Source organism: Crinalium epipsammum PCC 9333 (genome assembly GCF_000317495.1).
In the GTDB taxonomy this organism is placed as follows: domain Bacteria; phylum Cyanobacteriota; class Cyanobacteriia; order Cyanobacteriales; family PCC-9333; genus Crinalium; species Crinalium epipsammum.
This window is the reverse complement of the sequence record NC_019753.1, coordinates 18,500-32,949: the sequence shown is the minus strand read 5'-3', so window position 1 is coordinate 32,949 and position 14,450 is coordinate 18,500. Positions and strand designations below refer to the sequence as shown.

Below are 14,450 nucleotides of genomic sequence, written 5' to 3'. Positions count from 1 at the left end.
TTGTTTTACAGGCAGCTTCTTAGGGCTAAATAGTATTAATACTAGCGCCCTAGAGGTTCGTCTACAAAAGGATCGTAGCAAACAACCTGTGTTGAGTTAATTTCTTCAAATTTTTCTTTAATCAAATTAGTTTCCCAAGCGCGTACAATTTTATAAGGTTGAGAACCAAGATCTTTGACTAAGGCAATGATTGGTTTTGATTTGTCATTTTTGTCAAAGCAACCTGCATTAACTAACAACTCTCCAGCTTTGGGCTTAGGAAGAGTTTCCACGCTCACAATTTGCCAAATAGCTTTGCCGTTAGATGTGTAGCTTACTAATTTTTGTAGAAAAATATGTGAGCTATTATCTCGATCACAGATAAGACCACTATATTCCTTGCCATTAACTTCCCACAGAATACTTGCTGATAAACCATTGCATAAACCTGTTGGCAAATTTACATATTGTAAGTTTTGAAATGGTTTTACAGAATTTAATAACTCGGCACTATTACATAATGGAGTTAATAGTGCTAACCAGAGGCTAAAGGAAGTTAATGAAAATACCATTGTATAAAATTTTTGTGGGACACGTAAAGGTCAAGGGAGCAATCGTTTCTTTATATACTTAACTGGTTCAATTTAGCTAAAAATAAAATGTTAACTTTTGTGCTATCTATCTAACTTTATAGTTTACACCAAGTGATGCCAAATTTGTCAAAACTAATAATAGTAGATAATATAGCTACTGATCAATTAGTGGGTAATACTTAAGCTAAAAAAAGTACAAGTTTTGCTGTGGTAGCATCAGAAATTTGTAAGGTTGAAGATGAAAGTAAAAAGTTAGCATAAAAAATTAATGTTTTTGTTACTGATATTCAATATGTTATTAATTCAACGGTGAGGGTGACAGATCAAGGTGCAAGAACAGTGTAACAAAGTATGCAAGTTATTCAAAAAATGGGTGAGTCTTTTGCTGATGTAACAAATGCAGTAAATAACGTTGTTTTGGGCAATTAACAAATTTCTTTAAATATTAAACAATAAGCGATCGCCATTCAACAAGTAGTCAGCGCGATGAATAACCTCAACTAAGAAGCAAAAGAAACTGCTGTTGGAATTACTCAAACAAAAGTGGGTACTCAAAAATTGAACGCAGCCGCCCAAGAGCTTAAGGCGATCGTTTAACTCACTCTACTTAGCATTTAATTAGTGGCTAAAAAAGCTTTAACCCTAATTTAGTTAAAATTTTCACAAAAATTAACCCCTGGTTATTTGATATGTTTCTACCCATGCTTATTAAATTCCGCATATTTGCTGAAGTCATACATCTCAAATAAAACTAAAATTTAATTAGCAACAAGCAGGGTGTATGAGATTTTTGTTAAGTTTTATTTATTACTTTGAAAGGAATTAAAATTAGATGTTACAGAAAATGAGTTTACAAACAAGACTGCTTGGCTCATTTATGCTCATGGGTGGAATTGTATTAGCGGTTGGGCTAGTTGGCGCTAACGGTAATTCCCGCTTGAGCAAACATATCGACACCCTTGGGAATAATACAATTCCTAGCGTGACGGGATTATGGAAAGTTAATGAAGGACAAACTCAAGTACAGTCATCAGAAAGAGCATTAATCAACCCACTTCTTAGCTCAAAAAAAAGACAAGTAGAATTAGAGCGAGTTAAAAACGCTTGGAAGCAAATTGACGAAGGATTTAAACAATATGAATCTGCTCCCAGAAATGAGGAAGAAGAGAAAATTTACCAAAAATTTTTAGAAGATTGGGAGCAGTGGAAACTAGACCATCAAAAATTCTTACAGGAGTATCAAAAGTTTGCTAATTTTGGCATTCAAGATCCTCCAAATCGCATGGCGGAACTGGTGAGTCAAGGGAAACAAAATTCCCCAGAAATGCGATTAGCTAAAGCCGCAGATACCCAGCTTGACCGCATGAGTGAATTTTCAGCTAATCAAGCACTTGACTCTTTTAATACTGCTACGGAAGGTGTTATAGCAGTTATTGACTATAGCCAAGAGTTGGGAGTAAACTCTAAAAATTCTGCCGAAAAAGATGTTCAGCAAACTAACTCCTTAATGTTACTTGGGATGATAGTTGGTCCTGGTGCTGCAATTATTTTCGGTGTATTCCTCAGTAGAACGATCGCCAAACCACTCGGTGCTAAAATTGCCAATATTGTTAATACAATTGTCTCATCTTCTAGCGAGATTGCCGCCACAGTAGATCAACAAGAACGCACTGCATCTCAACAAGCAGTATCTGTTAGTCAAACTAGCACCACAATGGATGAACTAGGCGCATCCTCCCGTATTTCCTCTGAACAAGCAGAGTCAGCAGCTAACGGTGCTAGAGAAGTATTAACTTTAGTTGATGGTAGTAACCACACAGATCATGCTTCTAATTATAAAGGTTCTAGTCTGCGAGAAAAAGTTACACAAATTGCCGAACAAATTCTGCGTTTAAGCGAACAAACTCATCAAATTGGCTCAATTTCCACACTGGTAAGTGAATTAGCTAATCAAACTAATATGTTAGCTTTAAATGCTGCTGTAGAAGCTGTCCGCGCTGGTGAACATGGTAAAGGTTTTGCGGTTGTTGCCTCAGAAATTCGTAAACTCGCCGATCAAAGTAAAAAGTCAGCCGAGCGTATTAACGGTTTAGTAATGGATATTCAAAATGCTACTAACTCTACTGTAATGGTTGCAGATGAAGGCAGAAAGACAGTGGAAAATGTTGTTGACTCTATTAATACTATTGCTGTAAATACACAACAAATTTCACTTACTTCTAAGCAGCAAGCTGTAGCTATCCAACAGGTAGTAGAAGCTATGAATAACCTTACTCAAGGTGCTTCTCAAACTGCTAGTGGTATTAGCCAAACTAAAGTTGGTGTCCAAAGGCTAAACGATGCTGCTCTGAATCTCAAAGCAGTAGTTTAGTCAGAATGGCAATTGGTTTTTGATTCCTAATAGTTAAATTGTTGAATTTTTTGAGGGTTCAAAAATAATCATAGTTTAGAAAATGAGCGTTACAAATATTTAATGTAGAGACGTATCCTGGTACGTCTCTACATTTTTTTTCTGTAGCCCAAGATGAAGTGCTATAGGCATTTCTAATTTTAGTATAGGGTTATATAGATTTTTCTTTAATTCACTATTAAAATACTGTCACCAGTGTAAATATAAATTAACCCAAATTGCTATATGCTCAATAATCCTGCCTTTACACCTAAAACTTGGGGTTTAAAAACAAAAGCAATAGCATTAGCAGTTGCTTTAGGAACTATACCAGTAATCGCAATTGGAGCAACAGCTTATTATTTTGCCAACCGTTCTATAACTAATCAAGTACTTCAATCGGAAAAAGAATCTGCGATCGCAATAGCAGATAAAGTAAATAGCTTTATGTTCGAGCGATATGGAGACATTCAGCATCTTGCCACTTTACCTATTTTATCAGATCCTAGTGTAATCAAATTTACTACTTATCAGCAGAAGCAAGCAGCTTTAGATCGATTCGTTAAGGTTTACAGAATTTATGACAGTATTGCTGTTGCCGATTTAAACGGAAAAACAATTATACAATCCTCTGGAGAACCCGTAACAGGTCTGGCTGAAAGAGATTATTTCAAGCAAGTGTTAAGCACAAATCGTCCGGCAATAGTTAATCCTAGAGCTTCAGCTTTAACTGGAGAATTTTCACTATTTGTCGCTGCGCCTGTTAAAGATGTTAAAACAGGTAAAACAATTGCCATTGTTCGTTCGCGATTACCAGTTAAATATCTAGGAGAAAGAATTGACAATATTGGGTTAGAAAAAATTTCTTATCATATCATTGATGCTTCTGGAAAGTTATTTATAGGTAACGATCCTAAAGATATTGGCAGAGAAGCTAAAGAATTATATCCTTTCTTTCCTCAAGTAAAAGCATCACAACAGGCAGTTGCTCAAGTAGCCGTTAATCGGATTGATCAACTAGAAAAAGTAGTGGCGATCGCACCTACTAAAAAATTTGAAGAAATAGCCAACTTAAATTGGACAGTAATACTAGATTTAGATACAACTATTGCCTTTCAAGCCCAAAGAGAACTACTGACAACTATCTTAATTGGAACTATATTAACAGCATTGATTGTAAGTGCGATCGCCGCATTCCTTGCTAACCGCGCTACTCAGTCAATTAATAACATCATTAATGTTGTTGCTAGCTCTTCCTCAGAAATTGCTACTACTGTTGAGCAACAAGAATACACCGCTAACCAGCAAGCCGCCTCTGTCAATCAAACTACTACCACAATGGATGAATTAAATGCTAACTCTCGGCAATCAGCAGAGCAAGCAGAAGCGGCTGCAAATATCGCTAGGCAAGTACTAAACTTAGTTGATAGTAGTGCGGTAACAGATGAATCTTTAGTTACCGAATCTAGTCTTAGAGATAAAGTGGGACAAATTGCCGAGCAAATTGTTCGTTTGAGCGAACATATTGGTCAGATTTATACCATTACAAATTTAGTCGGTGACATAGCCAACCAAACCAATATGTTAGCCTTAAATGCAGCAGTCGAAGCCGCTCGTGCTGGGGAGCAAGGCAAAGGTTTTGCAGTTATTGCCACTGAAATTCGTAAATTGGCAGACCAAAGCCGGAAATCTACTGAGAAAATTAATAATTTAGTTGTTGATATACAAAATGCCACAAATACAACCGTCATCGTAACGGATGAAGGCAGAAAAACTGTTGATCATATTGTAGACGCTATTAATAACATTGCTCTTAACTCAACACAAATCTCGCTTAATGCCAAGCAACAATCCGTCGCAATTGAGCAAGTAGTAGAGGCAATGAACACTCTTAACAGAGCCGCAATAGAAACCGCTAGTGGTATTAGTCAGACCAAAATTGGCACACAAAAATTAGAGCGTGCAGCTTCCGAGCTTAAAGCAATGGTTTAATCTCAGTTAATTAGACTTAATCTCCTAGTGATTTTAATTAAACATACTTATTTTTCCAGGAAAAATTATTTCAGGAATATGTTTATAAAAAATAACATTGAGGAACTTAAAGTTAAAACACAAAATGTTACTAACTTACTCAACTCCTATTATTTTATTTAAGTTGATTGTATACGAGTACTCATCTTTTTAAGCTAGGATCAGGTAGTTGAACCATTGAGATAATTCTTAGTAAAGACGTTTATAGCAGTTTTCATATATATGATGTACAGGAGTGCGAGCATCTTGCTCGCTAGAAATCTCAAGAAGAGCAAGATGCAGTGCTAACGCCCAGCTATGCGCTACGCGCAGGCTACGCCAACGCGCTTCGCACTACAATATTTTTCAATCTTTTTACCTCACTTGACTTAAAATTGCTATACCTAACTAAACAATTTTACAAAGTCAACAGGCTTAGGTATGGATACGACTAAAAAAATAATTTGTAACTAAAAGTTACTACTTGGGAATACTCTTTTAGGCTGGCAAAAATACCTCACCCGTTGCAAATTATGAAAGCAGATTAACTTCTACAGAAAGCTTCGCCAACTAACAAGACAACCGATCAAATTAAGAAATTATCTGCTAATTACACAATTCATCACAGCAAGAATTAATGCAATGGTAAATTTAACACCTAGAAACACTAAATCCAGTGGACTATCTCGCGTTAAAGTACTGCTAATTCCCTTAGCACTTACAGTTACACTGCTAGGAGGCATAGGCTGGTACATTTGGGACTCATCTCAAACAGCTAAAAAAATTAGAATTCGAGACAATCGCATTATAGAGTTAAGCGGTGATCTCAAGTATTGGGATGAAGCATTAGTAATGTCAGCGCGAATGGCAGCCGCTACAGGGGATAAAAGTTGGGAACAGCGTTATCGCAGTTTTGAACCCAAAGTCGGCGCTGCTGTTAAGGAAGGCACGCAACTACTACCTAATATTTTTAGAAGTGAAGCCATGATCAAGGCTGATGCTGCTGCGGCTATACTATTTGATATTGAGAATCGAGCCTTAAAGTTAGTCCAGCAAGGAAAACGTCCAGAAGCAGCAGCCTTATTAGCTAGTCCACAGTACAGGCAACAACAGCAAATCTATTCTCAAGCTCTACAACAGACTCTTGCTGCAATGAAAAGTTATGTGCAAGCTTCTCTCCAAGCAGAAGCTCGGCGGGCAACTGTTGCGGTTGTAATTGTTATTTTAGCTTTGCTGATGTTACTGATTGCTTGGGCTAGTGTACTACGCACGCTGCTGAGATATATTCATGCGATTAATGAAGCCGGAGCATCTCTTTCTAGTACTTCCAGCGAAATGGCTGCGACAGTTGAGCAGCAGGAACGTACTGCCGCACAGCAAGCTGTTGCCGTTAGTGAAGTAACAGCCACAATGGATGAATTGGGTGCTTCTTCTAGGCAAGCAGCCGAGCAAGCTGAATCAGCCGCAGCCAGTACGCATCAGATGTTAAACCTGGCAGAATCATCAGCCTCCGGTGCGCGTCAGGTATTAAACTTGGCTGAAGGCGGAACTAAATCGGTAGAGGAAACCCTGGATGGGATGTCTACTTTAAAAGAGAAAGTATTAGCGATCGCAGATCAGATTATGCACTTAAGCGAGCAAACTAATCAAATCGGCAATATTACCCGCTTGGTAACAGACATCGCTAATCAAACAAATATGCTTTCCTTAAATGCAGCAGTAGAAGCAGCGCGTGCAGGAGAGAACGGCAAAGGTTTTGCCGTTGTTGCCAGTGAAATTCGTAAACTTGCTGACCAAAGCAAAAAATCAGCCGAAAAAATTCATACTCTCATTTCTGATATCCAAAACGCTATCAATGTGACAGTGATGGTAACAGAGGAAGGAAAGAAAAATGCTGAGGCAGGAATCAAATTGTCTCAGGAAACAGCATCCGCTTTTTCCAGCATGACTCAAGCCATTAATGATGTAGTTTTGAAAAATCAAGAAATTTCACTGACATCTATCAATGACGTTGCTGCTATCAGTCAACAAATTTCGCTCACATCCAAGCAGCAAGCCGTTGCTATCCAGCAGGTAGTGGAAGCGATGAATAACATCAACCAAGGAGCAACCCAAACTGCAAGTGGCTTAGTTCAAACCAAAATCGGCAGCCAACAACTGAACAAAACGGCTTTGGAACTGAAAGCTTTGGCTTAAAAATTGTGAATTATTCAGGTTTTACTGGGAATATTGAGTAAAGAGTAGAGAGTGAGGAATAAGGACAAAACTTACGCCTAAAACCTAGAGACTAAGCTTGTCACACTACATCTACCTAACCACGCAAACCGCCATCATCCACTTTTTCTCAATCAATAATAAAGCTTCAAATCTATAGTGCGTTGGGGATTTTTAATTTTTCCCCGACTCCCTACTAGCCGTGAACTACCCAGCAAAGAACATTCCATTTTTTTGTAGAAGGATGACACCCAAAACTCATGATGATAGAAGATGAAGAACTCCGAAATCTCTTTAAAGTCTCCAGTGAAGAACATATACAAAATCTGGAAACGGGTTTACTACACCTAGAAAAAAACCCGAATGATACAGCTAAGTTACAAGAGTTACTGAGGGAAGCTCATACCCTCAAAGGCGATGCCAGAATGTTAGGTGTCAAAGATGTAGAAACTTTGACCCATCAAATTGAGCATATTTTAGGCACAATTAAGCAAACACCACTTTCATCAGATTCAGGCGATCGCATTTATCATGGTTTAGATGCTATCCGTAGGCTAGTACACGAAGCCGTCACAGGTGAGCCAGCAAACGTTAAAACTTTTCAAGTCTTAGCTCATTTAATGGGAGCAAAAACTGCTCCACCTCCTAGCCAATCTCAACCAGAAACCGTCGTAATTGTTAATACTCCTGAAAGCGTACCAGAAATAGAATTAACACCTACTGTCGTAGAAGAAATAGTAGCAGAAGTAGCAGAACTTGAAAGCAAAATAACCGCAGAAATCAACCAAGATGAACATATTTTGGTTGAACCAGAAACACCAGATCTCTTAAACTTACCTTTAATATCTCTCAATAGTGAAACCACCGCAAACAGTAGCAACGGTCACTCAATAGAGGTTATGCCAGCGATCGCTAATACTAACGAAAATGCTACCTTAGTAGAGAGCGATCGCACCATACCCGCCATAGCTACCGTAGCCCCAGCAGCAGGCAACAACAATAATTATCGCATTGATACCATTCGAGTTGAAACCAAGAATTTAGATGCCTTAATGACCCAAGCAGGCGAACTTACCGTTACAAAAATTCGTCTTGCTCACCAACTTACCGATATCGAAGAACTCGTCAACTTATGGGAAGAGTGGAGTCGTGAAAACACTATAAATCGCTTTAATTTTGACTCCAAAACCCAAATTAAAACACTTAATCATAGTTCTATAAAACAAGTAAACAAATTCCATCATCGTTCTAATGAAAAGCTAGAAAAATTAGGAGCTTTAGTTAACAGTTTAAAAACTTCCGCCAGCGAAGACGTTTCCCGCCTAGAGACAATTAGCGGCGAGTTAGAAGAAGGCATTCGTACCCTCAGATTGCTACCATTATCTACCATTTTCAATTTATTCCCCAGATTAGTTCGCGATTTAGCGCGTCAACAAAATAAACAAGTTGAATTAGTAATTGAAGGAGGCGAAACAAAAGCCGACAAGCGCATTCTCGAAGACATGAAAGACCCCTTAATGCACATGATTCGTAATTGTATCGATCATGGCATTGAAACACTAGAAGAACGCCAATCTTTAGGCAAACCTCCTACTGCTACACTGCGGCTTACAGGCTACCAAAGCGGTAGCAGCATTGTAATAGAAATTGGAGATGATGGGCGTGGTTTAGACATCGAAAAAATCAAACAAACAGCAATTAAACGAGGAGTTTGCAGTGAAGACGAAATCAACTCCATGACTCAGCGCCAAATTCAATCGCTGATATTTGCCCCTGGATTTTCCACCCGCGCAATTGTTACTGATATTTCTGGCAGAGGAGTTGGACTTGACGTTGTACGCACCAATGTCGAACGACTCAAAGGCACTATTCAAGTATTATCAAATCAAGGTCAAGGTTGTACATTCAAATTACAACTAGGCACAACCCTAACTACCGCTCATGTATTAATTGTAGATGTTGCGGGTATATCATATTGTCTACCCGTTGAATTTGTGCAAACTACCCTTTTAGTAGCCCAAGATGATATTTTCTCCATTGAAGGTCGAGAAACAATTATACTTGAAGGGCAGCCAGTTTCAGTAGTTACACTGGCAGAATTGTTAGAGTTAAATTACTTAGCCATTGGTACTAACAATGCTAAAACCCTTCCTTGTATTATTCTGCAAGTTGGTGAAGAGCGACTAGGATTGTTAGTTGATGCTTTGTTAGATGAGCAGGATGTCATCCTCAAACCTCAAAGCAAGTTACTAAAGCGGGTGCGTAATGTAATGGGCGCAACTATTCTAGGTACTGGCGAAGTTTGTATGGTTTTAAATCCCTTAGATTTAAGGAAATCATTACGCCGTAACGGTGGTAGATCAGGCTTTTCTATCCCTGAAACATCTAACATTAGTGTAGCGGAAGCAAAAAGAAAACCTGTAGTACTCCTAGCAGAAGATTCAATTGCTATTCGTACCCAAGAAAAGCGGATTTTAGAAAGTGCAGGTTACGAAGTAATCACAGCAGTAGACGGACTTGATGGCTTCAATAAACTTAAAACCCGCAACTTTGATGTTGTTGTCTCCGATGTCCAAATGCCAAACATGGATGGATTAACACTTGCTGCTAAAATTCGCCAAAATAAACAATATAATGAATTGCCAATCATTTTAGTCACCTCCCTAGCCTCAGAAGAGGATAAACGTAGAGGTGCTGAAGCTGGTGCTAACGCTTACATTACCAAAGGCAACTTTAATCAAGAGGTACTATTAGAAACATTGAAAAGACTGGTATAACTGAATAATAATAGTAAATATGGTAAAATCTCCCATTCGAGTATTCTTAGTTGAGGATTCTCCCATTGCAATGGCAATCCTCAAACGTATGCTTAGTTCCTCACCAGAAATTGAAGTGGTGGGAACTGCTCGTACAGGAAAAGAAGCTTTAGAACTCATTCCCCAAGTTAAGCCTAATGTAATTTGTACCGACTTACATATGCCACAAATGAACGGGTTAGAGTTCACCCGCGAAGTTATGGCAACATTTGCGCGACCAATTTTAGTAATTAGTGCTTCAGTACAAACAGAAGATACTGAAAATGTATTTAAACTGCTACAAGCAGGTGCAGTTGATGTATTTCCTAAACCTACTGCTGGTTTAGCCGCAGATTATGAACGAGCTAAACAAGGGTTAATTAATAAAATTAAAATTCTTTCTGGAGTTACTGTTTTTACACAGCATCGGCGAGAATTTTCAACCATTAAAGCCGAAAGTGCCGTAAAAACACCAAAAGAAAGTACCAAACAAACAAAGGTTGAACTGTACCAGCGCAAGTCAACTGCGAGCGCAAAAATGTTGGTAATTGGAGCTTCTACAGGTGGTCCTCAAGCATTACACACAATTATTTCACAACTACCAGCTAATTTTCCAGTACCTATAATTTGTATTCAGCATATTAGTGAAGGTTTTTTACAAGGTTTGGTTGATTGGTTAGCAATTAAGTCAAACCTAACCGTAAAAATTGCCCCAGCAGGTGAGATACCACGACCAGGCAACATTTATTTTGCACCAGATAGGCATCATTTGGAATTAAACAGCCAAGGTAGATTTAGTTATGTATCTAGTCCTGCTGTTGGGGGACATTGCCCGTCGATTACAGTTACTTTTAACTCAGTTGCTAAATTTTATGGTCAAAGTGCTGTAGGTGTTTTACTAACAGGTATGGGTAGAGATGGGGCAGATGGTATGAAAACTATTGCCAATGCTAATGGAATTACAATTGCTCAAAATGAAGATAGTTGTGTAGTTTTTGGAATGCCCAAAGAAGCGATCGCTCTTGGTGCTGCTCAATACATCCTACCGATAAACGACATTGCTCCCATGTTGCTATCTAAAATTCCTGTTAAGTTGTAAAAGTAAAGTAAACCCTGTAACTGAATATCTAAAAACTTCAAAAAATTGATGCAATTTCTAACATTTTTGGGGTAGATAAGTTTACATTTGTCATTACTACCTAAAATCAACTTGTCTGAGGAGTATATAATAGGTATCACTTCTATCACAATAATTCAGGAAAATATTAACCATGAATTTAAAATTTTTAGCTTTATTAGGCACACTGTTAGCCACCGGAATTACAACAGCTTATGCTCAGGTACCACCGCAAACAAAGGCAATTTCGTCTTGCCAGAAAGTTAATTATCCAATTGGATTAAATATCCGTTCTGCACCAAACTCATCTAGTCCGCGCATTGGTAGTGTTGGTTATGGGCAAAAAGTCAGATTAGCTGGGACGTTAAAAAAGGCAGAAACAGGTAGCTTTACAGTTATTCCAACTACTGCAAAAGATGAATATGAAACTACATGGGTAAAAATCCAAGCTCCAGTACGTGGTTTTGTCTTGTTTACTCCTATTCGTGAAAAAGATAGTTTAATACCCTGTTAATATTGTGGCGATCGCTCTCATAATTTCATAAATTGGTAGGTTGGGTTAAGCCTAGCGCCAGAGATTACAAAAAATTGTAAATTTTGGGTTGAACGAAGTGAAACCCAACTTACTTTTATTAAAAAGTCAAAATTGCTCTTTTTAATTTCCTGCGTCTCCAGAACTACCCGTTTCTTGTGCTAACTTACGATTTTTAATCGTCCCACCTACACGATTAGTTAAACTGCGGAAATATATTCCACCGATAGTGAGCAGAAACAGAATATAACCAACAGCTTGCACAATATATAGCTTATCTGTATAACCAAACAAAGCATTAAACAGTAAACCAGGGAATTTATCTTCCGGCAAGATTTTGGTAGTATTCCAAACCATTGAACCCAAAATACAAGAATGATTTCTTGCAAATCGCTCATAGTAGAAACATAGTGCTGCTGACTTGCGATCCATTTGGGCTAATGTTGCCATTGCTGTATCAAAATGTCCTAAAGTAGACACAACTAACCCAGCCACAACTAACAGTAATAAAACTCCCATTACCTGGAAAAACAGGCGAATATTAATTTTTACTCCCCACTTAAATAGCAGCACACCAATACCAGCCGCTACTGCTAAACCACTTAAAGCACCTATTGAAGGAATTAAGCCTTGTTGAAATTTAGCAACAATAAATAAAACTGTTTCAAAGCCTTCTCGCAAAACCGCGATAAAAATTAAGCTAAAAACACCCCATCCAGCACTAACACCAATATTTCTTTTTAAAGTATCTGCGATCGCACCCTCAACAGTAGCTTTCATAAACTTGGCTTGCTGAGTCATCCAAATCAGCATCCAACTCAACATCGCGATCGCCACTACACTAAAAACACCTTCTAATAACGGCTCCATTACAGGCGCATACGGTTGGTTAGACTTAGACAGTGCTTGCACTATCCAGCCAAAAATTACCCCAACCATCGCACTGGCGGCAATACCAGCGCCAACTCCCCCATAAACCCAAGGGTTTAAATAACTTTGCTTCGCCTTTTTCAGACAAGCTAACACAATCCCGACCACAAGGGCAGCTTCCACACCCTCGCGTAGGGTAATTACAAATGTAGGTAAAGCAGAACTAAAATCCATTTTTTGTTAATTAGTCATTGGTCATTGGTCATCGGTCATTGGTCATTGGTCATTGGTTACTTAAATTTTTTAATTACAAGTCACAAGACTATTGCCTATGACCTATCACCTATGACCTATGAACTCTTAACTAAAATCCCGCAACATTTTTTTGATTTCAATGTTGTGCAATTCTTCAGTACCAATCATAGTGCGGGCAAATTCTTCTAGATAAACGCTAGCATCAGCAACCGTATCTAATAATTCTTTATAAAGATCCAGTGCTTTTCTTTCATGGGCTAGGCTTTCTTCCAAAATGTCCCGTACTGCGTGTTTATAGCTTTCCTCCATCGGAGCAATTCTTAGACTAGGATGCCCCTCTAAACCAGTCAGGATTTCTCCAACTTGCTGGGCATGAGTCAGAGATTCAGTTGCCTGCATTTTGAAAAAATCCACAATGGGAATGCGATTTGGGCCTGTAACCATCAAGGAATAGTGGGTGTAACGTACTACACCCGCCAGTTCAAATTCCATAACGGTTTTTAGCAAATCCGTAGTTTTCTTTTGATCAAGGTCTTTCATGGTTTGTGCGAGGTGATGGGCAATTTACTTATTTCATCACTTTTTGGGCGTTCTGCTCAATTGTCTTGATTAATTGAGACACCTGCTCCGGTGTTAGAACTGTGGCAGAGGGTGCAGTTGGAGAGGGCCATGCGGTTTTTAATTTCGTCATGCTATCTGCGATCGCTTTATGAGCTTCTGAATGATCCTTAGCCATGTCATCGGAAATATTTTTGTACAAGCTGTCTGCGTAGTTAACAAAACCACGAGAATCTTGGTATTCAATTGCTGCGGAAACTTTCCCATTAGCTACAGCCGCCCCATATTCAGAGTTGGAGGCATCCAGCAACCCATTAATTACCTGCAAAACAAATTTAGGAGACTGACGTTGTGTTTCTGGCAACCCTTGAATTGCTCCATCCACCGCCTGCATTGACTCTTTAAAATTTGCTGCGACCTTATTAGCATCCTTAGAATTAGACTTCACCAAATCTTGGAACTTAATCAAAGTCGTCTTAAATTCTTTGACATTGCGCTCATTGAGTTGGTCTTCCACATCCACATAAATTTCTTCTACAGGGTGTCCAATATGAGGTTCTGCCTGTTCAGGCTTGTTTAAATCCAAAAGTTCTTTAGCAACTATCAGATGCCCTTTCATCAAACCCAATTTAGTCATGTAGTCCACATCTTTAGCTTCCCCTGTGAGAACTACATCCTCAATCGTGACCATATCTTTAATTTGGTCATACTGCTGTTGATTTATGACCTTTTTAGACACCAATTCTTCGGGACTGGCATAAGGACGACTCGCTTGAATCTTATTAGAAAGAGCCGGAACACCCAACTGCGCCTCAAATTTATCTAATTCAGATAAAATTGCACTGTTGATATTAATTTTCTTTCCAGTACTATGACCACTATGGGCTGTCGTTTCAGTGTTATTTGTTGCGGACGATGTTACTTGAGAATTGGAGTTGTTAGCAGTATCGTTGGTACAAGCGGTAATAGTTATTAGGCTTAAAATAGCGATCGCCAAAGACCAAGAGCGGAAAAAAGACATCATGATTAATTTCTGAAAATTACAATTTCTCAGGTGAGATTTTTTTAAGAGCGTATTTATTTCTTTAGTTAAAGAGTTTTCGCACACTCGTTATTCCTGGCAGGATAACGAAGTCTA

At 38.6% G+C, this 14,450-nt stretch carries 10 protein-coding genes; 6 read left to right on the top strand and 4 right to left on the bottom strand.

The annotated features are described in order from the left end of the window. Positions 1-41 precede the first annotated feature (41 nt). The gene (locus CRI9333_RS00120) at positions 42-551 is read right to left on the bottom strand and encodes a hypothetical protein (RefSeq protein WP_015201173.1); all 510 of its coding nucleotides are present in this window, start codon (positions 549-551) and stop codon (positions 42-44) included. An 865-nt stretch (positions 552-1,416) separates the two neighbouring features. On the opposite strand from CRI9333_RS00120, the gene CRI9333_RS00115 reads away from it, so the two are divergent. From CRI9333_RS00115 to CRI9333_RS00090, 6 genes are all read left to right on the top strand, one after another. Continuing rightward, positions 1,417-2,943, top strand: coding sequence for a HAMP domain-containing methyl-accepting chemotaxis protein (locus CRI9333_RS00115; protein WP_198013595.1), 1,527 nt, complete (start codon positions 1,417-1,419; stop codon positions 2,941-2,943). A 264-nt stretch (positions 2,944-3,207) separates the two neighbouring features. Further along, on the top strand, positions 3,208-4,953 hold the full coding sequence (locus CRI9333_RS27500; RefSeq protein WP_015201171.1) for a methyl-accepting chemotaxis protein: 1,746 nt from the start codon (positions 3,208-3,210) through the stop codon (positions 4,951-4,953). A 660-nt stretch (positions 4,954-5,613) separates the two neighbouring features. Next, positions 5,614-7,167 carry a methyl-accepting chemotaxis protein gene (locus CRI9333_RS00105; RefSeq protein WP_015201170.1) on the top strand — a complete coding sequence of 518 codons (1,554 nt, stop codon included), beginning with the start codon at positions 5,614-5,616 and terminating at the stop codon, positions 7,165-7,167. Between the two features lie 278 nt (positions 7,168-7,445). After that, positions 7,446-9,962, top strand: a complete 2,517-nt coding sequence (locus tag CRI9333_RS00100) for a hybrid sensor histidine kinase/response regulator (RefSeq protein ID WP_015201169.1) — start codon at positions 7,446-7,448, stop codon at positions 9,960-9,962. A 19-nt stretch (positions 9,963-9,981) separates the two neighbouring features. Beyond that, the gene (gene cheB / locus CRI9333_RS00095; protein WP_015201168.1) at positions 9,982-11,079 is read left to right on the top strand and encodes a chemotaxis-specific protein-glutamate methyltransferase CheB; all 1,098 of its coding nucleotides are present in this window, start codon (positions 9,982-9,984) and stop codon (positions 11,077-11,079) included. Positions 11,080-11,251: 172 nt separating this feature from the next. After that, positions 11,252-11,611 (top strand): SH3 domain-containing protein, encoded by a 360-nt coding sequence (locus CRI9333_RS00090; RefSeq protein WP_015201167.1) that lies wholly within the window; start codon positions 11,252-11,254, stop codon positions 11,609-11,611. Between the two features lie 141 nt (positions 11,612-11,752). Here CRI9333_RS00090 and CRI9333_RS00085 read toward each other — a convergent pair whose 3' ends face one another. From CRI9333_RS00085 to CRI9333_RS00075, 3 genes are all read right to left on the bottom strand, one after another. After that, positions 11,753-12,733: an FTR1 family iron permease gene (locus CRI9333_RS00085; RefSeq protein WP_015201166.1), complete on the bottom strand. Its 981-nt coding sequence runs from the start codon at positions 12,731-12,733 to the stop codon at positions 11,753-11,755. A 126-nt stretch (positions 12,734-12,859) separates the two neighbouring features. Further along, positions 12,860-13,294 carry a ferritin-like domain-containing protein gene (locus CRI9333_RS00080; protein ID WP_015201165.1) on the bottom strand — a complete coding sequence of 145 codons (435 nt, stop codon included), beginning with the start codon at positions 13,292-13,294 and terminating at the stop codon, positions 12,860-12,862. Positions 13,295-13,322: 28 nt separating this feature from the next. Beyond that, positions 13,323-14,333 (bottom strand): helix-hairpin-helix domain-containing protein, encoded by a 1,011-nt coding sequence (locus tag CRI9333_RS00075; protein WP_041225798.1) that lies wholly within the window; start codon positions 14,331-14,333, stop codon positions 13,323-13,325. Positions 14,334-14,450: the final 117 nt, after the last annotated feature.